Origin of the sequence: Aeoliella straminimaris (assembly GCF_024054565.1) — a bacterium.
Taxonomy (GTDB): Bacteria; Planctomycetota; Planctomycetia; order Pirellulales; family Lacipirellulaceae; genus Aeoliella; species Aeoliella straminimaris.
Window position 1 is genome coordinate 1 of sequence record NZ_JAMXLR010000051.1, and the last position, 23,264, is coordinate 23,264.

Here is a 23,264-nt window from a genome sequence, read left to right on the forward strand (position 1 = left end):
GACTCACGCCGCCAGGAAGGCTCGCAGCAGGTCGAAGCCTCGGTGAGTCAAGAAACTCTCGGGGTGGAACTGCACACCGAATAGCGGCAACTCCCGATGCTGGATGGCCATGATCTCGCGGCCACCATGCGGCTCGTTGGCCCACGCGGTGACGGTGAAGTCGTCGGACAACGTCTCGGGGTCGATCACCAGGCTGTGGTAACGTGTCGCCTGGATGGGACTCTCCAGTCCCTTGAACAGCCCCTGGCCATTGTGGTGAATCTGGTCGACCTTGCCGTGCATCAGGTTGCGAGCGCGAACGATCGTGGCGCCGTACGCCTGGCCCATCGACTGATGTCCCAGACACACGCCCAGCACTGGCACCTTGCCAGCCATGTGCTTGATGGCCTCGATCGAAACGCCCGCTTCGTTGGGCGTGCAGGGCCCGGGCGAGACGATCAGACGCTCGGGCTTGGACTGCTCAATCTGCTCGGCGGTCCATTCGTCGTTGCGCACCACGCGGACGTCCAGCGCACCATCGATCTCGCCCAACCGTTGCACGAGGTTGTAGGTGAATGAATCGTAGTTGTCGATGACCAGAATCATAGCTTGAGCTCTCATTTATTCGCGGTTTTCTCATTCTACCTGCCCCCGTGTGGTGCTACTAGCGGCAAACGTCGCGGGGTGTTGTAATGACCGCTTATTACCCGCTTCCAGCTCACCCTACCCTCACCATTCGAGTCGTCATGGCCAAGCGTCGCACCACGAAAAAATCCTCCTCTTCCGCCGCCAAGTCCCCCGAACTCGAACTGGTCATGCAGCTAATGGCCATTCCCGGTGCGAGCGGTCAGGAGGGGGCCGTCATGGAGTTCATCCGCAATCGACTGGTGGCCGCCGGAGCCGACGCCAAGGCCCTGGTGCACGACAACGCCCACAAGAAGACACCGCTGGCCGGACAGGTGGGCAACCTGATCTTCAAATTGCCCGGCACCGTGCGGGGCCCCCGGCGGATGCTCTCGGCGCACGTCGATACGGTTCCGGTATGCGTGGGCAGCCAGCCTGTGCTGAAGGGCAAGTTTGTCGAGTCGGCCGACCCGAACACCGGACTGGGCGCCGACGACCGCTCGGGCGCTGCGGTGCTGCTGGCCACGGCCGAGAAGCTCTTAAAGGGCGATGTGCCGCGCTTCCCGATCACCTTTTTGTGGACCGTGCAGGAAGAGGTCGGCCTGTACGGCGCGCGGTACGTGGTGCCCTCGAAGCTGGGCAAGCCGCAACTCTGCTTCAACTACGACGGCGGCTCGGCCACCAAGCTCACCGTGGGAGCCACGGGTGGCTACCGCATGACCATCCACATCCATGGCATCGCCAGCCACGCCGGCGGCGCGCCGGAGCAAGGCGTGAGCGCCATCGCCATTGCGTCGCTGGCCATCGCCGACCTGGTGGAGAACGGCTGGCACGGGCTGATTGAAAAACCGGGCGGCACCGGCACCAGCAACGTAGGTGTGTTCGAGGGCGGCCAGGCCACGAACGTGGTGACCAACTACGTGAAGCTCCGCGCCGAAGCCCGCAGCCACGACAGCAAATTCCGCGAGCGAATCGTCCGCGAAATCGAAAAGGCGTTCCACCGCGCCTGCAAGAAAGTGAAGAGCGCCACCGGCAAGCGCGGCAGCATCGAGTTCGAAGGCCACCTCGACTACGACTCGTTCCGCCTGCCGAGTGACGATCCCTCAGTGGCCGCGGCCAAGGCAGCCGTCGAAGCCGAAGGCCTCACCCCCACGATCGAAATCAGCAACGGTGGACTCGACGCCAACTGGCTGGCGGCCAACGGCGTGCCGGCCGTCACACTGGGCTGCGGTCAAAAGAACATCCACACAGTGGACGAGCTGCTGGACGTCGAGCAATACGAACTCGCCTGCCGCCAGGCAATGCGATTGGTTACGGCCGAGTAACCTGGGAGCTGCGTTCTAGATCCCCAAGTTCGCCAGGCCGTCGGCCAGTTGTCCCAGGGTTTGGGCCAGCTTGGGATGCTCTGCTTCGAACTCCGACATCATGCTGCGCAAGTGCTCGCTGCTGGCCTGCGGCGTGTCGCCCTCGCCGGTATGCTCGCCGCTGAGCACTTTCACGATGTCCTGCATCACGGTGGTCAGCATCTGTTTGGTCGAGTCGTCCACCGAATCGACGGTGCTCAGCTCCTGGTGCAGCTTGGTGAGTTCGTTGCGGAGTTGCTCGCTGTCCATGACGCGTACCAATCAGAAGAGAGATGTGGGAGGCTAATCTACCCCCATTGTACCAAAACTGCCCACCATGGGGCCAACAAGAATCGCCCGCGCCGGCCCTGGCAAACGGCCTGCGGGCTACCAGATTGCGGATGCGCTAGCCGGCCACTTTGGCGGACCAGTTCACCTGTCCGTAGGCGGTTTCGACGATGCCCGTGTCGATGATCGCGGTCGACGCGGCGGCCCCCACCACCAGCGAGAAGTCGGCCAACCGGGCCACCTGCCGCGGAATGCCCTGCGACAATGCGTATACCAGGCGCAAGGCGTCTTCGGTGAACACTGGTTCCAGCCGGCCGGCCATCATCAGGGCGTGCTGCAGGTAGTCGACGGTGGTGTCCTCGTCCCAGGCGTAGAGTTCGATCCTCAGGTCGATCAGCTCCAACAGGCAGTCGGGCCAGCGTTGGGCTTCGCTGGGCGTGGCGGCCAGCACCACGGTCCAGCAAGCGCCAGCCATGCCGGCGACGCGCGACAAGCGAACCAGTTGCTGGCACAAATCGGGCCCGGCCTGCCCGGCATCGTCGACCAGCACCATGGCCGATTCGCGCCGCCAGGCGTGCTCGGCCGCCGTGTCGGCCAGCCTTTGCCATAGTCGCGAAATGCTATCGCCCAGGGACGGCTGGGCATCGAACCCGCAGGCGATCTGCCACAACAGCTCCCGCGGGGTCATGCCAAAGGCGTCGACCTCGGCCACGTAGCGGCCGTCGCGCGTGCGATGCCGCTGGGCGTCGGCCAGCACCATGGTCTTACCCATACCTCGCGCGGCCACCAGCGCCCCCAGTGCCCGCCGTTCGGTGGCCAGATAGTCGATCCGCGCCAGCGCCTCCTGATGAGGCGGCGCGGGATAAACCTCGCTGCTGGGCCGATAGGGCGAATGTTCGAGCTGCCAGTGACGCAAGTAAGACATGGAAGCAGTAATTGGAGGATCGTGGACTAGGGATTGGGCAGCGCCCCCTTAATCGTCATAATCGGTCCCTCATGCCAGCTAACTTCACCTGCATTGTGCTAGCAGCACCCAACGAATGTCCGATCGCTTCTATCTGCCGACTCCCCCTGCCGATGGCCAGGCCACGCTCGATGGCCCCGAAGCACACCACCTGCTGCATGTGATGCGGGCGCAGCCGGGCGACTCGATCACGTTGTTCGACGGCCAGGGGGGCGAGTATCCGGCCACCATCGAAAAGTGCGGACGCAGTGAAGTACTGCTGGAGGTTGGCGAGCGACTGGAGTTGAGCCGCGAACTTGCCATCCGCATCACGGTGGGCGTGGCGCTGCCGAAGGGCGATCGGCAGAAGTGGCTCGTCGAGAAGCTCACCGAACTGGGCGCCACGCGCCTGGCAATTCTTTCCACCGAGCGCAGCGTGGCGGACCTGAAAGGCAAGTCGCTCGAGAAGCTCCGCCGTGGCGTGGTGGAAGCCAGCAAGCAGTGCGGCCGCAACACCTTAATGCAAATCGACGAGCCTCAGCCACTGGCCGAGTTCGTCGCGGGCGCCAGCGGTACGCGAGTGATCGCCCACCCGACGGGCCAGCCACTAAGCAGTGTGGAATTTGCCGACCAGGTGTCGCTGCTGATCGGCCCCGAAGGCGGCTTCACCGACGAGGAAGTTGCCCTGGCCATCGACCAAGGCTGGCAATGCGTCGGCCTGGGTTCAAGCATTCTGCGCATCGAAACGGCCGCGCTGGCGCTGGTGGCCGTAGTGGCTTCGAATTCCTGACTCCCACTGCGGAACCGGCACACTACTCGGTGTCGCCCTCGCCTGCTTTGGCTCGTTCGATCGTGCCGAACAAATTGCCACCATGGTCCCCGCCGCCCCAGTGCCCGGCGTAGTGGCCATCGTGGAACAACACGCGAGCGCTGTATGTGCCGAGGCCTGGGAAGCCGATGTTATCGACCACCACCACGGGCGTGTCGCCGGCCCATTTCACGGGCAACGTCATCGGCAGCGTGACATCGTGATCGCCGTAACGAATGCGAGCTTTGAACAGCCAGTTACCCTTGTTGTCGACCTTACGCACTTCGACCAGGTCGTAACGCTCGCCCCGCAGGCGAGGTGGACCCTCCTGCTGGCCATCGCCAGTCACGGTGAAGTACCCCACGAGCGTGGCGCCGGTGAGCATCTTGCTGAGCTTGGCCTCCTGCTCGTTGACGGTGACCTCCTCGCTCGAGGCAGGCTCCTGCGCCCGCACCTGGCCAACTGCGATCACCACCAACAACAGGGAACAACTAAACGCCTTCATCGCCAAATCTCCGAGGCTCGAGGTAACGGACTGAGGACAACCTGAGTTGCCTTCAATCTACCGAGCCGGCGAGCGGCAAGCCAGCGTTACCGAGATTTGCTATCGCAGTCGCGGCGCCGCGGGATAGTAGCGGCTGGTGTTCAGGTACCGGGTGCCATGACCGGTACTGGGAACGCCGCCGCTGGAGTTTTGCACGGCTTCGCCATACGAAACGGTGCGAACCTGCCGCTCGAGCGAGCGAAATTCCAGCTGTGCGCGGCGGTTGGCTTCCTGCTGCCGCAGGGCTGGGCGGACATAGGCGAAGTAGTTTGGCGGTGCCTCGTCCGACTCTTCGTGGAACAGGTTCATGTAGGGGCTAACCGTCGGTGCGTTGCTCACGGTGCCTTCAAACGGCTTGGGAGCCTGGCGAACTGGCGGTGGCGACGTCATGCCGGTCGACGGCCGATAAGGCAGCTGTGACAGCGCCCGGGCCGAAGTTGTGCCACCGTAGAAGTCGAGCACGTTCTTCACCCGACTTGGCAGGTGAGCGGTCGACTCGACACTCAATCGCTGCGCCGTGTTGGGACTCACCAGCGGTGCATGCGGCGCCGGAGCCGGCCGCGCGGCGGGAGCAGCCGGGGCGACTGGAACCGCAATGGGTGCCTTGATGTCGGGTTTCGCCCAATTCGGTACTGCGGGCGGTGCGTCGTTCTGTCCCCACGCCACCGGCGTGTGCAAGCAGGCAAACAACAGGGTGAGAGTCCATCCCAAAAGTCTGGTCGACACAACGACCTCCCGATAAGCGAGTAACAGACGAGCAACCGCGGCGGTGCACCGCTACGAACTCACTAATCGTCAAACTCAACCATCGGACTTTGGGAATAATGCCGCGCAACCCAACGAGCGAGCCGCGGGGATGGAAGGTCACCCCAGCATTGCTAGCAACGTTTCTTTTGTTTTGGCGGAATCGAGTTTCACCAGATAACCCAACGCAGTTGTCAGCGATCCGTGCTGCGATTCGGTCACAGGTACCGCCGCGCCGGCCGGTGGTTCCTGCGGCACCACTACGTCGGCGATCCGCTCGAGCAAGGTCTCGACGCCCTCGCCGGTGGTGGCGGAAGTCGCAACGAGCGAGTCGTCGGCTTGCGGGCTTAGCTGCTCGCGCTGATCAGTGGCTAGCAGATCCACCTTGTTGATCACTTGAATCATCGGCTTGCCTTCCACCCAATCGTCAAACACTGTCGCGGGCTCACGACCCGCCAGGTGGTTTTGGGCGTCGGCAACGCGGAGCACCAGGTCGGCCCGCGCCAGTGCCCGCTGCGCTAGTTCGATGCCAGCTTGCTCGACGCCTGTGGCCTGCAGTCGCAATCCGGCCGTGTCGATCAGCTCCACCGCCCAACCGTCGATGGCCGTGGTGGCAGTCACCACATCGCGGGTGGTCCCGGGCAAATCGAACACGATGGCCCGCTCGTAACCCACCAGGGCGTTGATCAGGCTGCTTTTACCAACATTGGGCGGGCCGGTGAGAACCACGCGGGCGGGCTGTGTGAGCCGCTTGCCCAGTGGCCAACGGTCGCTGAGCGTCTGGATCGCCTGCTGTACTTCGTCCCACAGCTCGCTATCCAGCAAGGCAATGATTCGCTCGATTTCAGTCCGCAGCGCTCCACTCCATTGGTCGAGCAGCACGAGCGCCGCCTTCTCGGTTGGCGCTCGGCCCAGCAGTTCGCTGGCGGCCGCGGCCAACGGGTCGTGGCCGCTGGTGATGAGCCACGACACGGGGTCGACGCGCTGGCAGCCGACCTCGACCAGCGACTCGACAAGGGCACGGCTCGCCGCGATGCCGCCATGACAATGAATCTCGACACGGCCTGCAAACCGCGTGACCACCACCTCCTCTCGCCCCGCGACGCTCCAGCGACCGAACGCCACCCGGCCCTGAGGAATCTCGGCCAGCCGCTTACCGCTGGCGGCCACGAACAGCGGTGCTACCACGTCGGCCGCGTCCGGCCCGTCGACACTTACCACCGCAATCGCCCCCCGCCCATGTGGTGTGAGCACGCAAACGGTTGGCTTGTGGTCGGGGTGATGGTCGATCATGGGGTCGGACATTCAGGGTAGCTACGCTCGACAGAGCGGGGACTGACTCACCAGCAACGGCGAGAGTATCAGGCGTTATGGTTGGGCGTCCACCGTCTGGCGACGGCAGCCACTCCGACCGCCTCTGCTAGACAATCAGCCGGCCGCCAAGGCCAATCCGGCCAGCACCAAATGCGGCAAGTAGCGGACGGTATAGTCCGGCGCGCCGAGCAGGCGGGCCATGTCGGGCGAAGTGCTTCCCGTCACGAACACTTGCGGCGGGGCGACCAGGCTGTCGCGCTGGCGAGCGATCAGTTCTCGCACCGCGCCCACGGCGCCCCAATACAGTCCGGCATGAATGGCACTCGCCGTGTCGGTACCCACCGCCGGCGGCGACTTGCCTTCCATTGGTACGTACACTGCGGGAAGCGCATCGGTGCGGGCATGCAGGGCCTCGGCCGAGGTGCCGACACCCGGCAGGATGGCGCCACCCTGAAAGGCCCCCTCGGCCGAGAGCAGGTCGACGGTAATCGCCGTACCGAAGTCGATCACGATGGCAGGTGTATCGGCGCGGCGAATGGCGCCAGCCGCCAGGGCCGCCGCCAGGCGGTCGATGCCCACTCGCTCGGGCTGTTGGGTGCGGTTCTCGAGGGCGAAGTCACCTCCAGCAAGCTGCCGAACGTTGTTCCACGCCCCGTCGTCGAACTCGTCGAGAAACTCCACCAGCGCGGTGGTGGCGGGCTTGCTGACGCTGCCAATCACGATGGGCGTACCGGGCGCGACGTGCTCGCTCAGCCAATCGGCCAGTCCCGCCACGTCGAACTCGGCGCGCCGCTCGGCCAGCGGAATGGCCAACGTCTCGACCGGCTCGGGCAGTCCGGCGTGAAGGCCGGACTCACGATCGAACCGCCCCAGCTTCAACCGGCTGTTGCCAATATCGACGGCGACAAGGGACTGAAGTTGCATGTACGGGAGCTAACCACGGAGAGACCAAGTCGAATGACCAACGTCCAGTTAACAATGACCCATGTTCCGAGGAATGTCCACTCCCTCAGGTTGGCCGTGGCGGATGTCGTCATTCGCCATGCCGGCCTACTGATCGCTGCCCGCCTTCGTGCTGACCTCGGCCGTGGGCGTATTCTGCTTTGCCTCGGTCTTGGCCTTCAGCGTGTCGACCTCTTTTTGCAGCGAGGCCTGCTCCTTTTTCAGTTCGCTGACCAGCCGGCGGAGTTCGCGGACTTCGCGGGGCACGAACGGGGCGTCTTCCGTCAGCTTCTTGACCGCATCCTTGGCGGCCGTCTGGTCGCGGCCATTCCCTTCGCGGTCGGCGAATGTCTGCAGGGCGGGAATCGCTTGCGGGTCGCCCAACGCGCCGAGGCCTTCGATGGCGCCAACACGCACTCGGCGGGCCGGGTCGCGGAGGCACTCTACCAGCATCACCCGCACGGGCTCCTTGTCGTCGGCGTCCTTCCACAGCTTGGCCAACGTCTCCAGGGCCGAGGCGTAGTCGCGGTCGGTGAACTCTTGGCGGTCGGCCTTCAGCTTGCTGAGGACCTTGCCGCGAAGTTGCACGTCGCCGGTCTGGCCCAGCGACTGAATTGCCGCCGCAGCGATACGATTGTTGAAGCTGTCGCGATCCATCGATTCGACGATCAGGTTGCGTACGTCGTCGGCCGGGTACTTGCTCAGCGATCTAATGGCCGTGGCCACAATCGCGGGATTGGCTTCGTTGGCCACGACGCCCTGGAGCAACTCCAGCGATTCGGGGCGGTAGAACTTGCCCACTTGCTCCACCACTTCCTGCCGCACGCGGGCATCGGACTGGTCGAGGCTCGCGGTCAGGGCGTCGTACGCTTCGTCGGTGCCGATGTCCTGCAGCGAATTGGCCGCCGTGATCCGGACGCCGTAGAACTCGTCGGAATTCAACGCTTCCTTCAGCAGTCCCACCGACTTCTGGCTGTCGTCCTTGGCCAGAGCCTTGGCCGCCAGCAGCCGGCCCATCATGTCGCCTTCCAGCACGATTTGCTTCTCGAGCATGTTCTGTGGCTTGTCGAAGTCGACCTCGGCCAGCACCGAGTACTCCGGATCGAACCGCACCACTTCGGGCTGGGCGGCCAGTGGTACGTAGAACTCGTGCTTCTTGTCTTCAATCTCGATTTCGTGGTCGACCGGATGTCCGTCGATCACGAAACGCAGCTTCGTGGGAATCTGGAACAGCCCCGTGTTGTCGTCCACCTTGTGAGTCTGCTCGACCGTCACCCGGGCGAGCTTCTCTTTCGGCAGCCACTTGTAGCTGACCTTCAGCTTGGGCGAACCGGCGCCGTACACCCACTGGTCGAAGAATTGATCGAGCTCGCGGCCCGAGACCTCTTCCAACGCGGCCATCAGGTCGGACGTGACCACCGACGACTGACCGTTGGTTTCCAGGTAATGCTTGATGCCGGCGCGGTACAGGTCGACACCCAACTGGCTGCGAAGCATGTGCAACACCCAGCTACCCTTGGGATAGGCGCGGAAGTCGAACTGCTCCCAGGCATTGTCGTAACCGCGGAACACGATGGGCCGCGGGTCGTCCGATGCTGGCAGAACCCGGCCCGTGGCGTCGCGGTACAGGCCGTATAGCAATTCGTCGCGGCCCAGTTTGTGTTCGTTGTACAGGTGCGTGTAGTACGTGGCGAAGCCTTCGTTCAGCCACAGGTGGGCCCAATCTTCGCAGGTCACGTAGTCGCCGAACCACTGATGCGCCATCTCGTGGGCATCCAGGTTACGGCTCGAGTAGATGTTCTCGGTTTCCTTGGCCCAGATGGTGCCGTGGTACAGCGTGGTGATGGTGGTGTTCTCCATACCGCCGCTATTGAAGTCGCGGATCGTGGCTTGATCGTACTTGTCCCACGGGAACGGAATTCCGATCTCCTCTTCGTAGAACGCCATGATGGTTCGCGTGTCGAGGAATGCGTTGGGGGCGTGCTCGGCCAGTGTGGGTTGGGTGTAGAAGCCCAGCTTCACGTCCTTATGCTGGTCTTCCAGCTTTTCGAACTTGCCGGCCACCAGTGCCACCAGGTAACTGGCGTGCGGCTTGTCCTGCACCCAGTGCACGCGGTGCATGTCGTCGCCGGTGGTCTCGTCGGAAACAATCTTGCCGTTCGAGACCACCTTCATGCCCTGGGGCACCGTGCAGATCACCTCGGTGGTGGAACGTTCGTTGGGATAATCGAAGCAAGGGAACCAGTGCGGCGCCTCGTGCGTCTGGCCCTGCGTCCAGATGTGTGTGTCCTCCTCGGGGTAGCCCAGTTCGGGCGTGCGGAAGTACAGGCCCTTCTTCGGCTCGGCCGAGTAGGTGATGGCCACCTCGGTCTTCGCGCCCACCTTCAGCGGCTCGGCGAACAATAGCACCAGGTGATGGTCGGTCACGACGTAGTCGGCCAGCGGGGCGGACGATTCCACCTTCTCGATGTCCAGCTTCTCGGCGTCGAGCGTCAACTCTTCAACTGGCTTGGAGATGGGAGCAAACGTGAGCGTTGTCGTACCGCTGACGGTGCGCTTTTCGAAATCGGGCACCACATCGATCTTGATGTTCAACACATCCACCAGGCGATCGGGCGCGTACTTGCGTCCGGTGCCGTCGGTGGAAGCCGCCGCGGCAGCGGCCGCCTCGGCCGCGTGATCGCGACCGCAGTATCGGCAGATGTTCTCGTCAATGGCCAAAGCCAGTGGAGCGGAGAACAGCAGGAAAGCGAGCAGGGCGATAGTCGAACGAATACGCATCAACATCTCTCTTTCGTTCAGAAAACGAAGGTGGGGCCTGTAGGTGGGAAACTGGAGCAGTAAACAGCCGTGCGGCTACAACTCGACGGACATCGCCCCAGGTCCGAAGTAGTATACCCCGAGGGTCCTCTATCCGCGACAACTGCGGCAAAATGCGCGATTTTGGTGGCCGATGGCCCCAGATTCTAAGGGTTGCCCCATTTTCGGTGGGGTGCAACTAGGTTCTAGGGCTCAACTGCCGCCAGGGTTCGCGCCGCCGGCGGAAGAATTTGGCTCAGAAAAATCGGAGAAGCCGGCTCGGTGGTTCTGTTATCATCATCCGTACGCTGGAAATCGCCCCGAAAACCCGCGGGATCCTAGTCACGCCCAGGTGGAGAAGTGTCCATGCGTCGCATCATGTTATTGCTCGCCCTCGCCCTGTGCTCGAGCGCGGCAACCTCGGCCGAACAGCCGAATATCCTGCTGATCCTGACCGACGACCAGGCGTACGATGCGGCCCGCTGTCTGGGATGGGACGAGGTGGACACCCCCAACATCGACCGTCTGGCCGAGCGCGGCACCACCTTCACCCACGCCTACAACCCGGGCAGTTGGAGCGGCGCGGTCTGCGTGGCCAGTCGCACCATGCTGTTTACCGGTCAGCAACTGTGGCACGCCCAGCGCGACGCGTCGAAGCTCGAGCAGCGATACGTGGAAACCGAACAAAGCTGGCCGCAGCGACTTCGCGCGGCTGGCTACCGCACCGCCATGACCGGCAAGTGGCACGTGCAGGCCGACCCGCAGAAGGTGTTCGACCAGGTGCGGCACGTCCGCCCTGGCATGCCCAACGATCACAAGTGGATGTATAACCGCCCGCACCAGGACCAGCCCGATCCGTTCGATCCCAGCGACCAGTCGGCCGGCGGACACTGGAAAGGGGGACGCCACTGGAGCGAAGTGGTGGCCGACGACGCCATCGAGTTGATGCAGCCCGTCGCCGGCGACGAGCGCCCCTTCTTCCTGTACGCGGCCTTCAACGCACCGCACGATCCCCGCCAGGCGCCGGCCGAGTACGTCGCCCGCTACCCGCGCGAGAAGATGTCGGTGCCCGAGAGCTTCCAGCCCGAGTATCCCTACGCCGAAGCGATGGGCGCCGGCCGTGGTCTGCGCGACGAGCGGCTGGCCCCGTTCCCGCGGACCGAATACGCAGTGCGCGCCCACCGCGCGGAGTACGCTGCAATTGTGTCGCACCTCGATGCGCAGATCGGGCGCATCCTGGATGCGGTGGACCAACTTGGTTTGACTGCTAGCACGCGGATCATCTTCACCTCCGATCACGGCCTGGCGATCGGCCGCCATGGGCTGCTGGGCAAGCAGAACATGTACGACCACAGTGTCCGCGTGCCGTTCATCCTGTCCGGACCGGGGCTGCCCACCGGCCAGCAAATCACCACGCCCATCTACCTGCAGGACGTGGTACCCACCACCCTGACTTGGGCCGGGGCGTCGACCGATGGCATCGAGTTCCAGGACCTCAATCCGCTACTCGACCCAGATGTCACAGCTACCCCACGGCAGGCAATCTACGGCGCGTACCTCGATCGCCAGCGGATGGTGACGCAAGACGGGTGGAAGCTGATCGTTTATCCGAAGGTTCCGTGCGTACGACTGTATAATCTGGAAAAAGACCCGCATGAGGTGGTTGATCTATCTGAAAATGGTGAGTACAAGGTGGTTGCAGCGCAGTTGTTAGACCAACTGCGGTTGCAGCAAACCGAAACGGGCGATGATTTATACCTACCTGCGATAGAGGCGCTACAACCGTACGCCTCTCCCACCTCCCCCCTCCCGCCCGTGCGTTAGCTTTCGAGTTGTGGCCCCCTCCCTCCCCTGGGCCACCACTTGCTTAGCTGCTCTCCCCCACCGCTATGCCAATTCGTTTGCTGTTGTGGACATGTGTCCCGCTGAGTGTCTTTGCGTCCTGGTTCTCCTGGCAACTCTATTGGCAAGCCGAGCCAATTAGCCTGGCACGAGAAACCACGCTCATAACCGGTCCGCTGGCCGATGACGGACTGCCGAGCTACTCGATGTTCCTCGTGCAGCGGATGAAGGCCGACGTTACGGCCGACAACAACGGGGCGCCGGCGTTCGTGCGGGCGATGTGGCCCGCCGAATTGCATGGCAACGACAAGCAGCTGGTGTGCACCGAACTTGGCATGACCATGCCCACCGAAGAGGGCCTCTCGATTCCCTACGCCGACAAGGCGCTGATGGCCGCGCTGGCCAAGTGGTGCGACCCGGCCGAAAAGTCCGAATTCCTGGTGCCCGAGGAAGATCTGCTCGAGGCCATTGAAGCTGCCCCCTGGACGGCGGCCGATGCCCCACCGTTGGCCCAGTGGATCGAGCAGCATGCCGAGCAATTCGAGTTGTTGCACGAAGCCGCCCGGCAGGAGGAGTTTTACTTTCCCTCGCCCACGCTGCTCGCCGACCCCAAGGCAAGTCTCCACAGCATGCGAACTCCAGCCACGCAAACGTTGCGCACCGCTGCAAAGTGCCTGGCACTGCGGGCCAATCTGCGGGTCGGCAGTGGCGACCTGCGGGGCGCCTGGGACGACTGCCGAGCAATTTACCACCTGGCAGACGTGCAGACGCACAGCACCGTATTGTGCGAATTGCTGGCCTATAAACGCGAGGAAATCGCCAACCGCACGCTCTGGCACATCGTGCAGTCGCCGCAGCTAACCAGCGAGCTGGCCGAAGAGATGGCCACCTGTCTCGGCTCACGGCAACCACAACACAGTTTGCGCGACACGCTGAGGTCGGGCGCGCGCATCGATTTTGTCACCGAACTACTGGAAATCTCCGGTTACCGGCGGACCAGCGCTGCCTCGGCCCACGGGGGCGTCGCCTACGGGCAGGACGATATCGATCACAAGCCTGCGATCGATTGGTGCACCGTGCTCCGCATCGCCAATGAAGAGTACGATTTGTATCTCGCCGCCGCGGACCAACCCACGTACACCGAACAGCAGGCGGCACTCAATGCCTGGACCGACCGCGTGAGCGATCTGGCCAAGGAACCCGAGTGGACGAATATGCTGCTCGATTACGAGGTCCGCACCAACCACATGGCCTACGAACTGGCCAAGATGATCCCGAGCCGCCTGGCCGCCGCCATCGAGAACGGCCGACGCATCACCGCGAATCGCCAGTTGCATCTCACGGCCGTGGCACTGGCCCGCTATCGCCTGTCGACCGGCGAGTACCCCCAGTCGCTCGACGGGCTGCTGCCCGAGTACCTGGCCGAGATGCCGATGGATCCGTTCGACCGCGCCCTGGCCTACACGCGAACTCCCGACGGCTACCTGCTCTACTCGCTCGGTCGCGATGGCCAGGACTCCGGTGGCAGCAATAACATGCTGAACCTGTACCAGGGCTACCCGATTCCCGAGAGTCCGGCGAAGATACAGCAATTACGCCAGCAACTGGGCGCGCTGCCCCGGTCCGCCGAAAACACCAGCCAGCCCGCGGTTATGGACAAATGGGGCCCGAGGATCGAAGATGACGATATCGCGCTGCGTATGCCGCACATCCAATATCCGTTGCCGCAGTTCGAATGGCAGGAGTAGCGTCGCCCGTTACTCGCCATTCGCCGCCGGTCGCCTCTCATGCTAAAACGCCTACTGAAATGGACCGGCATCGCCTTCGGGCTATTCATGGCGTGGTTCAGCTGGCAGCTGTGGTGGCCGGCCGGGCCGATTAGGGTCTCGCCCGAGACCACCTTCATCACCGCCCCCCTGGCCGACGACGGGCTGCCCAACTACTCCGAATACGTGCTCGACCAGATGCGCGAGGGCGTCACGCCCGCGAACAACGGGGCGATCCCGTTCATCCAGGCGATGTGGCCGGCGGGGCTGTGGGGCGACGACGAGAAGCACTTGGTCTGCGATGAGTTGGGGATGGAAGTGCCCAGCGAGGCAGGACTCGACTCGCCCTACTCCAATCGGCAGTTAATGACCGAACTGTACGAGTGGTGCGGCGGGGACCCCGAACCAGCGGGCGAATCGGCTGACGACGAACTCGACGGCATCGGCTTCACCGGCCAGGAGCGCGACAACAATTTGAGTCCGGACGAGGCACTGCTCGACGCCGTCGAAGAGGGCCCCTGGACTGCCACCGACGCCGAGCCGATTGCACGCTGGCTCGCGGAGCACGCCCCGCATTTCGACCTGCTCTACGCAGCGGTCGAGCGAGAGAAGTTCTACTTCCCATCGCCCACGCTGCTCGCCGACCCCAAAGCATGCTTCGTTCGGGTGATGATCCCGGGCGAGCAACGAATTCGCAGTGCCGCCAGTTGCCTCAAATTGCGGGCCAACTTACGACTCGGCAGCGGCGACATCCGCGGGGCGTGGGACGACTGCCGGGTGATGTACCAGCTGACCGACGTATCGACGCACCCAACGGTGCTCTGCGAGGTCATCTCCCACAACATCGAGAAGTTTGCCAACGCCCTGTTGCTCCGCATTCTCGAGTCGCCCGAGCTCACACCGGAACTGGCCGAGGAGATCGACGCGTTCCTCGCCACCCGCCAGCCGCAACACAACATGCGAGACACGCTGGAGACCGGCAACCGAATCGACCACATTACCTCCTTGCTGGAAATTTCGGACTTCCGCCCTCTTGAGGAATCGAATACCCCCGACTGGGTAGTACCGCGGGACAGGGACAATGGCCGCGAACCCTCCATCGACTGGACCACTGTACTCCACATCGCCAACCAGCAGTACGACCTGTTTCTCGAGGCGGTCGACCAACCAACCTATGCCGAGCAGCAGGCAGCGCTCGATGCGTGGTACGCGGAAATCCAGCGCAAGGCGGTCCAACCCTCGCCCGTGAGCTTTATGCTCAGCTGCAAGGTCCGCACCGAGTACATGGCCTACATGCTATTGGAGGGCTATGGCGACAACTTTGCCCTCAGGCTAGACCGACAGAATCGTACCCATCGCCAGCTCCCCCAAACGGCCGTCGCCCTGGCGCGCTATCAACTCGCCACCGGCGAGTATCCTGAGTCGCTCGACGGGCTGATGCCGCAGTTTCTGGATAAGCTGCCCATCGATCCGTTCGACCGCCCGATCGTGTATCAGCGAACCAGCGATGGTTATCTGCTCTACTCACTCGGTCCCAATTGCATCGACGACCGCGGCAACTGCATCGAACTTCGCACCCTTCAGGGCTACCCCATTCCCGACGACGAGGCCGCCGAAATGCAGCTCCGCAAAAAACTGGGGGAACCGGCCCTCGATGTAGAAGTCGACAATTTCCACAATGACGACGTCCTGGTGATCGACACCACCATCGACCCAGAGCTACAAACCGACGACATCGCCATCCGGCTACCGCTCCTCCAGCGGCCGATTCCCAAGTTCGAAAGAGTAGAATAAACGCCACTCGTTCCTTACCCCTTATCTCCTCATGTTCAAACGCATTCTCAAATGGTCAGCCATCGCCCTCGGGGTGTTCATGGTTTACTTCCTCTGGCAACTGTTTTGGCCGTCCGGTCCGATCGAGGTCTCAACGCAAACCACGGTCATCACCGAGCCGCTGGCCGACGATGGGTTGCCAAATTACTCCAAATATTTGCTCGACCAGATGCGCGAGGGCGTCACGCCGGAGAACAACGGGGCGATTCCGCTGCTGCAAGCGATGTGGCCGGCGGAGCTCGAGGCCCAGGATCAACAACTGGTGTGCCGCGAGTTGGGCATGGAAGTGCTCACCACCGATGGGCTCCGCGATATCGAAGACAATCGAAAGCTGATCGACGACATGACGACCTGGTATCTCAAAAATCAGGTACCCGCCGACGAGCATCTTTCGGATCTCGATCACGACATCAAGTTTTTCGTGGAGAACGACTACTTGCGGGCGCTGGGCATGCAACCGTGGCAAGCGGATGATGCCCCGCCGGTGGCCGATTGGGTGGAGGCCCATGCCCACGACTACGCCCTGCTCCACGAAGCGATGGCGCGACCCGAGTTTTATCTGCCGGCCCCTGCCCTGCTGGCCAATCCCAAGGTCAATGTGATCGTCCTCGATATTCCGGAGCTGCATTACCCGCGCCCTGCTGTTCGCAGTCTCGCGCTGCGGGCGAATCTGCGAATCGGCAGCGGCGACCTTGCCGGAGCCTGGCAGGACTGCCAAACGATGTACCGCCTGGCCGACCTCGAAACGCACTGCACGTTGGTCAGCAAGTTAGTCGCCTACGCTTGTGAAGGTCAGGCAAAGGAAACGCTACTGCAGCTCCTTCAGTCGCCCGACTTGACGCCCGAACTGGCCGCCGACATGCAGCAGTTCATTACAGCCCGCCAGCCTGGCAGCACCATGCGAGACGCGGTGGATTCGTTCGAACGGATCGGATTCGTCACGGGCATGCTCGAAATGTCCCACGCCCGCACGCCAGAGAATCCGAACGACTCGATCGCCGGCCAGTTTGGCATCCCCATAATCTCCGCCATCGCCATCGACTGGAACGCGATCTTGGAAATTGGCAACCAGGAGTACGACCAGATAGTCGCCGCCTTGGACGAGCCGACCGCCACCCAGCAACAGGCGGCGCTCGATGCCTGGAGCAACTCGCTCACCAAGCGATCGAACGCCATCACTACTCCAGGCGGCATAGGGGGTACGGCCCTGAGCCGGTCGGCGCGTAGCAAGAACATTGCGTACGTCCTGTGCCAGTTGTTGCTGCCGAGCATCGAAGCTGCCCTGGGGGCCGAACGGCGCGTGCAAAGCCAGCGACTGCTAAGTCAAACGGCCATCGCCTTGGCCCGCTATCGGCTCGCGCATGGCGAATACCCCGAGCAACTCGGCGCCCTGGTGCCCGATTACCTGGCCGCGCCCCTGGTCGATCCGCATGGCAACGCGCTCGCCTACCAGCGCACCTCCGACGGCTTCTTGCTGTACTCGCTCGGCGCCGATGGCAAGGACCAGGGAGGTTCCCACGAGATGTGGAAAACCTACCAAGGGTACGAGATGGCCGATACCGAAGCCGCAGACCGCGCCCTCCGCAAGCGTCTGGGTCTGCCTGAGTACGAGCCTGAGTTCGAAGGCGACTACGAGTTCCTTCGTCTCACCGAACCCGCCGACGACGTGGCTATCCGATTGCCGAAGTTAGAACTGCCACTGCCGGAGTTCGAACCGCCTGACGAGCCTGCATTCTGAGAATGGACTCAGACTAGGAAACGGGGCGACGATCGGCGCTACCGCGGTTGCCGCGGGCGAGTCGAAGCTTCAGCAGCGCCGGGCAGGTTGAGCAGCGTGGTGAGATTGCCCTGAATCGGGTGGCTGGAGAACTGGCCATCCGCTTCGTGCAGCTCGATGGGCACCGTAGCCACCGGCGACAGCATCGTACCGGTCACCTGCGCGTTGATCTCCGTACCGGCTGGCACATCAAGTCGGAAGCGTTCGAGGATTCTGGGGATGGCGTGGCGGAGGATCTCCATGGCGAGCGGGCCGCCGATGCACATCCGCGCGCCGGCGCCGAACGGCAGGTACTCGTAGGTCGATGGTTTGATGTCGAGCCAACGGTCGGGATTGAACGTTCGCGGATCTTCATACAGCCCTGGCAGGCGGTGCGTGATGAGCGGCGTGAACACGATGGGCGTGCCGGGCAGACAGTCGTAGGGACCAACCTGCACCCGGCGACTGGTAACCCGCTGCGAGTACGACGACGCCGGCAGCACCCGCATGCTTTCCTTGATCACGCGGTCGATCAGCCCGGTTCGAGCCTCCTCGGGTCCCAGAGTCTCGGCCAACAGGTTAGCGGCGATCTCGGGATGAAGCGACAGCAGCAGCAGCGTCCAGGTGAGCGAGTGGGCCGTGGTCATGTGGGCGGCGCCGAACAACACGCAGGCCTGCCCCACCAGTTCCTCATCGCTGAGCTTGCCGAGCTCGCCGTGCCCACGCACCAGCAACGACAGTACGTCGCAAGCGTCGGGCTGGTCGGCAATGGTCTCCCTGCGCCGGGCGATCATCGCGGTGACCGAGCGTTCGAGCTCTTCTGCTTGCTCGAGCAGTGGTTCGTAACCAGCGTCGAAGGCCGCATCGGGTACCAGCGCCCCCGCGCCGATATCGTGCATCCGCGACACCCAGTCGGCAATCTGCTCGCCCAACTCGCAAGCCTGCTGCTGGTCGTTCATGCCAAACAGCAAGGTGCTGGTCACGGTGAGCATGTACCGCGTCATTTCGTCGTTCAGATCGATCGTCGACCCTGGCTGCCAGGCATCGAGCCAACGGTCGGTGATCGACTCCACGGCCGGACGATAGCCGGCGATCGCCCGCAGGCTGAAGGCATCCTTCAGGATGCGTCGATTGCGGGCATGCTGTTCGCCGTTCATCCCCAACAACCCGCAAGTCAGCCGGCGCTGGCTGGAGCGCTTCGGCCCGCGAATGGGAAAGAACCGGCCCTGGTACGTGTCGGTATCGCGAAGTACCTGGAAGTTGAGTTCCGGATCGAACAACACTACGAGCCGCTGCCCGCCGTCTTCGATGGCCGCCACGGGCCCGAACTCCTCGTGCAAGGCGAATAGATTGCCGAGTACATCGTCGGCAAACTCAGCGAGGGGCAGGTGGGAGACCGCCGGCAAGCCGTCGGCGTGTTGGTCTGGCGAAAGCATGGTCAAATATCTAAGGCAAACGGTCGACGAAATCCGACATCGGAGGGGGGCCGGGTGGCCAAGCAACTAGGGTGGGGTGGGAAGAGTACCACGGAAGGCACTCGCTCTAAAGGGGCCCGAATCCTTTATCTTACCTATGCAACCTACACTATATCACCCACAGTAAGAAAAACCGTGTAAGTTATTTAGGGTTTGTCTGGTTCGATAGTGACCACCGGCAGCGGCCGCCAAACCATGACCTACAAGGACAGTATCGGGCGCAGCGACCAAGGATGGGACAACCCGCAAGGTAGGTGCCGAGCTCGACAGGCCGCCGCTACCAGCTGGAGCATGAAAACAGGCAGTGTTTCGCTCGCCAGTGGGTCGCTCGACACTTATGTAAGGCAGACTATGATAGAGGACTTCGAATTGGTCGCGGTCACGGCATTGCAGGCTTACTTTAGATTCAGGGGAGACCCCTCACGATGAAAATCGCCGTCATCGGTACTGGATACGTCGGTTTGGTTACGGGCACCTGCTTTGCCGACAGTGGCAACAATGTCACTTGTATCGACATTAACGAAAAGAAGATCGAGGGCCTGAAACAGGGCGAAATACCGATCTACGAACCTGGACTGGCCGAGCTGGTCGAACACAATGCCGAAGCGGGACGCCTGGTGTTTACCACCAACACCGCCGAAGGGGTTAAGGATGCCGATGTGGTTTACCTGGCCGTCGGCACCCCCCAAGGCGACGATGGCTCGGCCGATCTGTCGGCCATGTGGAGCGTCGTGAAGGCAATCGCGCCGCACATCCGCGAAGACGCCGTTGTCGTCACCAAGAGCACCGTGCCGGTCGGCACCAACGCCAAGATCTTCGGCATGCTCAAGGAGCTGACTGGTCGCGAATGCGACGTGGCGAGCAATCCCGAGTTCCTGAAGGAAGGGGCCGCGATCGAGGACTTCATGAAGCCCGACCGTGTGGTGGTGGGCGTACGACGCCCGGAAGTGGCCGACGTGCTGCAGCAGCTTTACCAGCCGTTCCTGCGGACCGAGAAGCCCTTCATCAGCATGTCGCCCGAAAGCGCGGAGATGACCAAGTACGTGGCCAACGCCCTGTTGGCCACGAAGATCAGCTTCATCAACGAGATGGCTAATCTGTGCGAAAAGATGGGGGGCGACATCAACGATGTCCGCCGCGGCATCGGCCACGACAGCCGCATCGGCTTCGCCTTTCTGTTCCCTGGCGTGGGCTACGGCGGCAGCTGTTTCCCGAAGGACGTTCGGGCCCTCACGGCCATGAGCGCCGATCACGGTTGCGAGCCCACCATGCTGAGGGCCGTGGACGAAGTGAACGAACGGCAAAAGTCGGTGTTCAACGACAAGCTGGAAGAACACTTCGGTGGCAACCTGAAGGGCAAGACCATCGGCATCTGGGGGCTGGCCTTCAAGCCTCGCACGGACGACATTCGCGAAGCACCGGCCCTGGTGCTCATCAACTGGCTGCTTGAAAAGGGCGCCACGGTTAAGGCACACGACCCCGAAGCGATAGAGAACGTGGAGGCCGAACTGGGCGACAAGATCACCTACTGCGACCGCCGGATGGAGGCGATCGAAGGCGTCGACGCCCTGGTGATCATGACCGACTGGAAAGACTATCACTCGCCCGACTTCGCCGAAATGTACCAGTTGATGAAGTCGCCCGTGGTGTTCGATGGCCGCAACCTGTACGAGCCGGAGCGCATGAAGCGCCGTGGCTACAAGTACTACAGCATCGGCCGCCCGATGGTGCAGTAAGCGGGGCCAGCCTTACGACTGCGGCGGCGTGTTGCCTGCGGCCACCCGAATGCTGTTTGCTTGACGGTTTCGACCCCTACAAATAGACTCAACGGGTAGACGCTGCGCGCTGCCCCACGGGTGTTGCGCCGCGTCGGCAAGCTTGCCCTAATCGTGGAGCGGAAGCCGTGATGGTGCTGCCCGCTCGTCTAGGGGTGTCCGCCGGCAGCAAGGTTCGCGCCGTGGCTCCTCGTCGGAACGGAAGATAATGAAGACGTATTTCGCCAGAGGCATTCACCCTCGATGTGCGCGCACGCTGCGCGAACTCGGCCTGCTCAGTTTAGTCGCGCTCGGAGCCGCTGTAGCCGCATCAGAATGTAGCGCCACCGGCATTCCGGTCGATGGATTTCTCCCCCAGGTCGGCATCACGCTCACCGGCGAATACACCGACGATCTCGAGTTCTTTCCTATTCCCAGCTCGCAGCCTGGGGGCAACTTTCTCGGTAACAGCCAAGGCTACTACGACGTCGCCCTGCTCGATACCGGTGCGGCCATCTCGCTGATTACCTCGGAGACGGACGCCGCATTCAACATCGATGGCCCTTATCCTGGCGATGGGAACGGTGAGGGCTATCGCGGCACCGAAGTCATTACGATTGGTGGCGCCTCGGGCTTTCTGGACGCCAGCATTGGCGATCCGCTCGGGCTGTACGCCGGTGGGCTGCAAGATCGCACGGCAAGCGGCGCGACGCTGCAGATGAACAATTCCGCCATGGCGGGCCAAACCCACACATCCCTCGTCACGGTGCCACCGGAGTCCGACCTGCCAAACGTGTTGGGACTATCATTTGCCAGTCAGTATACTACTCGCATCCGCAATAGCATGCCGCAGATCTTCGAGGTCAACGGCAAGACCGTACGCTCGCCGGCCGTTGATTTCCACCCCCTGGGCAGCCAAGGACTGGGCATCAATCGCAAAGCGCAACTCAACCTGCTGGGAGATAGCCCTTCCACGCCGCTGCTGTTTCCGAACCTGGGCAACTTCGACCTCGACCACCCCTCGGAGAATCCCTCTCAGCCCACGGTGGTGCAAGGTGGTCACTTCCTGAATGCAACGTTCAACAACAACGGGGCGTCGCTCAGCTCGCAGTTTTTCCTCGACACCGGTGCCAGCGTTACCGTACTCTCGCAGTTCAAAGCCCTGGAGATGGGCTTTGACGTCACCCTCGACGATCCAGAATTCACCATCTCGATTGTCGGCTCCGGCGGCACTCTGGAAGATGTACCAGGCTTCTTCATCGATCAACTGACCATCCCGGCGCTGGGTGGCAGTTTCACGGCGACCAACGTGCCAGTGATCGTGCTCGACGTAACCAACGTGTCGAACCCCGGCAACATCGTCGATGGCATCATCGGCATGAATGTCTTCCAAGGCCGCGACATCGTGATCGACCCCAATCCATCCTTGGGTGGCGGTGGTCCCAGTCCGGGCCTCTACATTAGCGATCCGGTGACCACCGATGCCAATTGGACCAGTACGGCCGCCACCGACTCCTGGGCGACCGCAGGTTCCTGGAGTACGACCTCGGTTCCCGACTTGCTGGCCATCGCCAACGTGCGGCACGTCTCGGGAGGTAACCAACAGGCCACTGTCGGTGTCGATGCCTCGGCGTTCGAGGTAAACGTATCGGGCGGCACGTCCGGCGAGCAGATGAAGCTGCACGTAGATAGCGGTGTGACCCTCACCACCTACTCTGGTGTAAACATCGAAGCCAACGGCGTGTTGGAACTCGACGGCGCCACCGTGGATGCTCAGTTCGTAGAGCTTCGCGACGGAGGAACACTCACCGGCACTGGCATGATCCGTACCGGCAGCGGAGGCATTGCTGGCCAGGTGGAGAACGTCCGCGGTACCGTGGCTCCCGGATTCGATGTGCCGGGCAGCGAGATTGGTTCGCTACAGATCGAGGGTCGCCTTGCAGTGGCCGACGGCAGCACCATGATGTTCGACCTTGGCGGCCTGGCCGCCGGCACGGAGTACGACCAGATTGTCGTCGACGGCACCGCTTCTCTTGGCGGCACGTTGGAGATCTCGCTTACCGATCTTGGCGGCGGTAGCTTCACGCCGACTCCTGGCGATACCTTCACGCTGATCTCAGCGACCGAGGGCATGGCGGGACAATTCGAGTCGCTGCTGTTCCCGACGGGATATGGTTTCGAAGTGCTCTACCAATCCAACAGCCTGGAACTCGTGGCAGGACTCGGCGGCGATTTCAATAGCGATGGCTCCGTCGATCTGGCCGACTACGTCGTTTGGCGAAACAATCTGGGCAGCATTTACGACGCCAGCCACTACGCGCTCTGGAAGAGCAACTTTGGTGAGTCGTTGGCGGGTGCGTCATCCTCGGGATCGGCCAACGTGCCAGAGCCGGGGGCCTGGAAGCTGATCCTGCTATCGCTGGGGCTGTTCGCCTTGGCTCGGACTAGGCGCCGCTAGCAGCTGGTTCTCGCTCGCGACTCTTCGTGTAGAATGGTAGCTGGCGGTTCCC

General features: G+C 62.7%; 17 protein-coding genes. 8 read left to right on the top strand and 9 right to left on the bottom strand.

Features of this window, described 5'->3' with window-relative positions; translation table 11 throughout:
- Nucleotides 1-3 precede the first annotated feature (3 nt).
- The gene (locus NG895_RS13785) at nucleotides 4-585 is read right to left on the bottom strand and encodes an anthranilate synthase component II (protein WP_252853089.1); all 582 of its coding nucleotides are present in this window, start codon (nucleotides 583-585) and stop codon (nucleotides 4-6) included.
- Nucleotides 586-725: 140 nt separating this feature from the next.
- Here NG895_RS13785 and NG895_RS13790 point away from each other — a divergent pair, with 140 nt between their 5' ends.
- A complete protein-coding gene (locus NG895_RS13790) occupies nucleotides 726-1,928 on the top strand; it encodes a M20/M25/M40 family metallo-hydrolase (protein WP_252853090.1) in 1,203 nt (400 codons plus the stop codon).
- A gap of 15 nt (nucleotides 1,929-1,943) precedes the next feature.
- Here NG895_RS13790 and NG895_RS13795 read toward each other — a convergent pair whose 3' ends face one another.
- Together NG895_RS13795 and NG895_RS13800 are read right to left on the bottom strand one after the other, a co-directional pair.
- Nucleotides 1,944-2,216 (bottom strand): DUF4404 family protein, encoded by a 273-nt coding sequence (locus NG895_RS13795; protein WP_252853091.1) that lies wholly within the window; start codon nucleotides 2,214-2,216, stop codon nucleotides 1,944-1,946.
- Between the two features lie 136 nt (nucleotides 2,217-2,352).
- On the bottom strand, nucleotides 2,353-3,159 hold the full coding sequence (locus NG895_RS13800) for an ExeA family protein (RefSeq protein WP_252853092.1): 807 nt from the start codon (nucleotides 3,157-3,159) through the stop codon (nucleotides 2,353-2,355).
- A gap of 115 nt (nucleotides 3,160-3,274) precedes the next feature.
- Here NG895_RS13800 and NG895_RS13805 point away from each other — a divergent pair, with 115 nt between their 5' ends.
- On the top strand, nucleotides 3,275-3,967 hold the full coding sequence (locus NG895_RS13805; RefSeq protein ID WP_252853093.1) for a 16S rRNA (uracil(1498)-N(3))-methyltransferase: 693 nt from the start codon (nucleotides 3,275-3,277) through the stop codon (nucleotides 3,965-3,967).
- Nucleotides 3,968-3,989: 22 nt separating this feature from the next.
- On the opposite strand, the gene NG895_RS13810 is transcribed toward NG895_RS13805, so the two are convergent.
- The 5 genes from NG895_RS13810 to NG895_RS13830 form a co-directional block, all read right to left on the bottom strand.
- Nucleotides 3,990-4,490 (bottom strand): hypothetical protein, encoded by a 501-nt coding sequence (locus NG895_RS13810; protein WP_252853094.1) that lies wholly within the window; start codon nucleotides 4,488-4,490, stop codon nucleotides 3,990-3,992.
- A gap of 99 nt (nucleotides 4,491-4,589) precedes the next feature.
- Nucleotides 4,590-5,255, bottom strand: a complete 666-nt coding sequence (locus tag NG895_RS13815; protein WP_252853095.1) for a hypothetical protein — start codon at nucleotides 5,253-5,255, stop codon at nucleotides 4,590-4,592.
- A gap of 138 nt (nucleotides 5,256-5,393) precedes the next feature.
- Entirely contained in the window at nucleotides 5,394-6,578 is a 1,185-nt protein-coding gene (locus NG895_RS13820; RefSeq protein ID WP_252853096.1) for a GTPase, read from the bottom strand.
- Nucleotides 6,579-6,701: 123 nt separating this feature from the next.
- Nucleotides 6,702-7,511, bottom strand: coding sequence for a type III pantothenate kinase (locus NG895_RS13825; RefSeq protein WP_252853097.1), 810 nt, complete (start codon nucleotides 7,509-7,511; stop codon nucleotides 6,702-6,704).
- A 126-nt stretch (nucleotides 7,512-7,637) separates the two neighbouring features.
- Nucleotides 7,638-10,310 (bottom strand): M1 family aminopeptidase, encoded by a 2,673-nt coding sequence (locus tag NG895_RS13830; protein ID WP_252853098.1) that lies wholly within the window; start codon nucleotides 10,308-10,310, stop codon nucleotides 7,638-7,640.
- 384 nt (nucleotides 10,311-10,694) lie between these two features.
- Here NG895_RS13830 and NG895_RS13835 point away from each other — a divergent pair, with 384 nt between their 5' ends.
- The 4 genes from NG895_RS13835 to NG895_RS13850 all read left to right on the top strand — a co-directional run bounded on the left by NG895_RS13835 (nucleotide 10,695) and on the right by NG895_RS13850 (nucleotide 17,507).
- Nucleotides 10,695-12,152, top strand: coding sequence for a sulfatase family protein (locus NG895_RS13835; RefSeq protein ID WP_252853099.1), 1,458 nt, complete (start codon nucleotides 10,695-10,697; stop codon nucleotides 12,150-12,152).
- A gap of 65 nt (nucleotides 12,153-12,217) precedes the next feature.
- Nucleotides 12,218-13,918 (top strand): type II secretion system protein GspG, encoded by a 1,701-nt coding sequence (locus tag NG895_RS13840; RefSeq protein WP_252853100.1) that lies wholly within the window; start codon nucleotides 12,218-12,220, stop codon nucleotides 13,916-13,918.
- A 39-nt stretch (nucleotides 13,919-13,957) separates the two neighbouring features.
- On the top strand, nucleotides 13,958-15,730 hold the full coding sequence (locus NG895_RS13845; protein ID WP_252853101.1) for a hypothetical protein: 1,773 nt from the start codon (nucleotides 13,958-13,960) through the stop codon (nucleotides 15,728-15,730).
- A 31-nt stretch (nucleotides 15,731-15,761) separates the two neighbouring features.
- Entirely contained in the window at nucleotides 15,762-17,507 is a 1,746-nt protein-coding gene (locus NG895_RS13850) for a type II secretion system protein GspG (RefSeq protein ID WP_252853102.1), read from the top strand.
- 38 nt (nucleotides 17,508-17,545) lie between these two features.
- Here the strand turns inward: NG895_RS13850 and NG895_RS13855 are convergent, their stop codons facing one another.
- Nucleotides 17,546-18,961 (bottom strand): cytochrome P450, encoded by a 1,416-nt coding sequence (locus tag NG895_RS13855; protein ID WP_252853103.1) that lies wholly within the window; start codon nucleotides 18,959-18,961, stop codon nucleotides 17,546-17,548.
- A 464-nt stretch (nucleotides 18,962-19,425) separates the two neighbouring features.
- On the opposite strand from NG895_RS13855, the gene NG895_RS13860 reads away from it, so the two are divergent.
- Nucleotides 19,426-20,736: a UDP-glucose dehydrogenase family protein gene (locus tag NG895_RS13860; RefSeq protein WP_252853104.1), complete on the top strand. Its 1,311-nt coding sequence runs from the start codon at nucleotides 19,426-19,428 to the stop codon at nucleotides 20,734-20,736.
- Nucleotides 20,737-20,983: 247 nt separating this feature from the next.
- On the top strand, nucleotides 20,984-23,212 hold the full coding sequence (locus tag NG895_RS13865; protein ID WP_252853105.1) for a retropepsin-like aspartic protease: 2,229 nt from the start codon (nucleotides 20,984-20,986) through the stop codon (nucleotides 23,210-23,212).
- The last annotated feature ends 52 nt before the right edge of the window (nucleotides 23,213-23,264 follow it).

Coding starts and splice junctions, on each gene's coding strand:
- NG895_RS13810 (WP_252853094.1), bottom strand. CDS start 4,490: ATGAAGGCGTTTAGTTGTTCCCTGTTGTTGGTGGTGATCGCAGTTGGC.
- NG895_RS13785 (WP_252853089.1), bottom strand. CDS start 585: ATGATTCTGGTCATCGACAACTACGATTCATTCACCTACAACCTCGTG.
- NG895_RS13845 (WP_252853101.1), top strand. CDS start 13,958: ATGCTAAAACGCCTACTGAAATGGACCGGCATCGCCTTCGGGCTATTC.
- NG895_RS13840 (WP_252853100.1), top strand. CDS start 12,218: ATGCCAATTCGTTTGCTGTTGTGGACATGTGTCCCGCTGAGTGTCTTT.
- NG895_RS13865 (WP_252853105.1), top strand. CDS start 20,984: ATGAAGACGTATTTCGCCAGAGGCATTCACCCTCGATGTGCGCGCACG.
- NG895_RS13795 (WP_252853091.1), bottom strand. CDS start 2,216: ATGGACAGCGAGCAACTCCGCAACGAACTCACCAAGCTGCACCAGGAG.
- NG895_RS13790 (WP_252853090.1), top strand. CDS start 726: ATGGCCAAGCGTCGCACCACGAAAAAATCCTCCTCTTCCGCCGCCAAG.
- NG895_RS13850 (WP_252853102.1), top strand. CDS start 15,762: ATGTTCAAACGCATTCTCAAATGGTCAGCCATCGCCCTCGGGGTGTTC.
- NG895_RS13835 (WP_252853099.1), top strand. CDS start 10,695: ATGCGTCGCATCATGTTATTGCTCGCCCTCGCCCTGTGCTCGAGCGCG.
- NG895_RS13800 (WP_252853092.1), bottom strand. CDS start 3,159: ATGTCTTACTTGCGTCACTGGCAGCTCGAACATTCGCCCTATCGGCCC.
- NG895_RS13860 (WP_252853104.1), top strand. CDS start 19,426: ATGAAAATCGCCGTCATCGGTACTGGATACGTCGGTTTGGTTACGGGC.
- NG895_RS13855 (WP_252853103.1), bottom strand. CDS start 18,961: ATGCTTTCGCCAGACCAACACGCCGACGGCTTGCCGGCGGTCTCCCAC.
- NG895_RS13820 (WP_252853096.1), bottom strand. CDS start 6,578: ATGTCCGACCCCATGATCGACCATCACCCCGACCACAAGCCAACCGTT.
- NG895_RS13825 (WP_252853097.1), bottom strand. CDS start 7,511: ATGCAACTTCAGTCCCTTGTCGCCGTCGATATTGGCAACAGCCGGTTG.
- NG895_RS13830 (WP_252853098.1), bottom strand. CDS start 10,310: ATGCGTATTCGTTCGACTATCGCCCTGCTCGCTTTCCTGCTGTTCTCC.
- NG895_RS13805 (WP_252853093.1), top strand. CDS start 3,275: ATGTCCGATCGCTTCTATCTGCCGACTCCCCCTGCCGATGGCCAGGCC.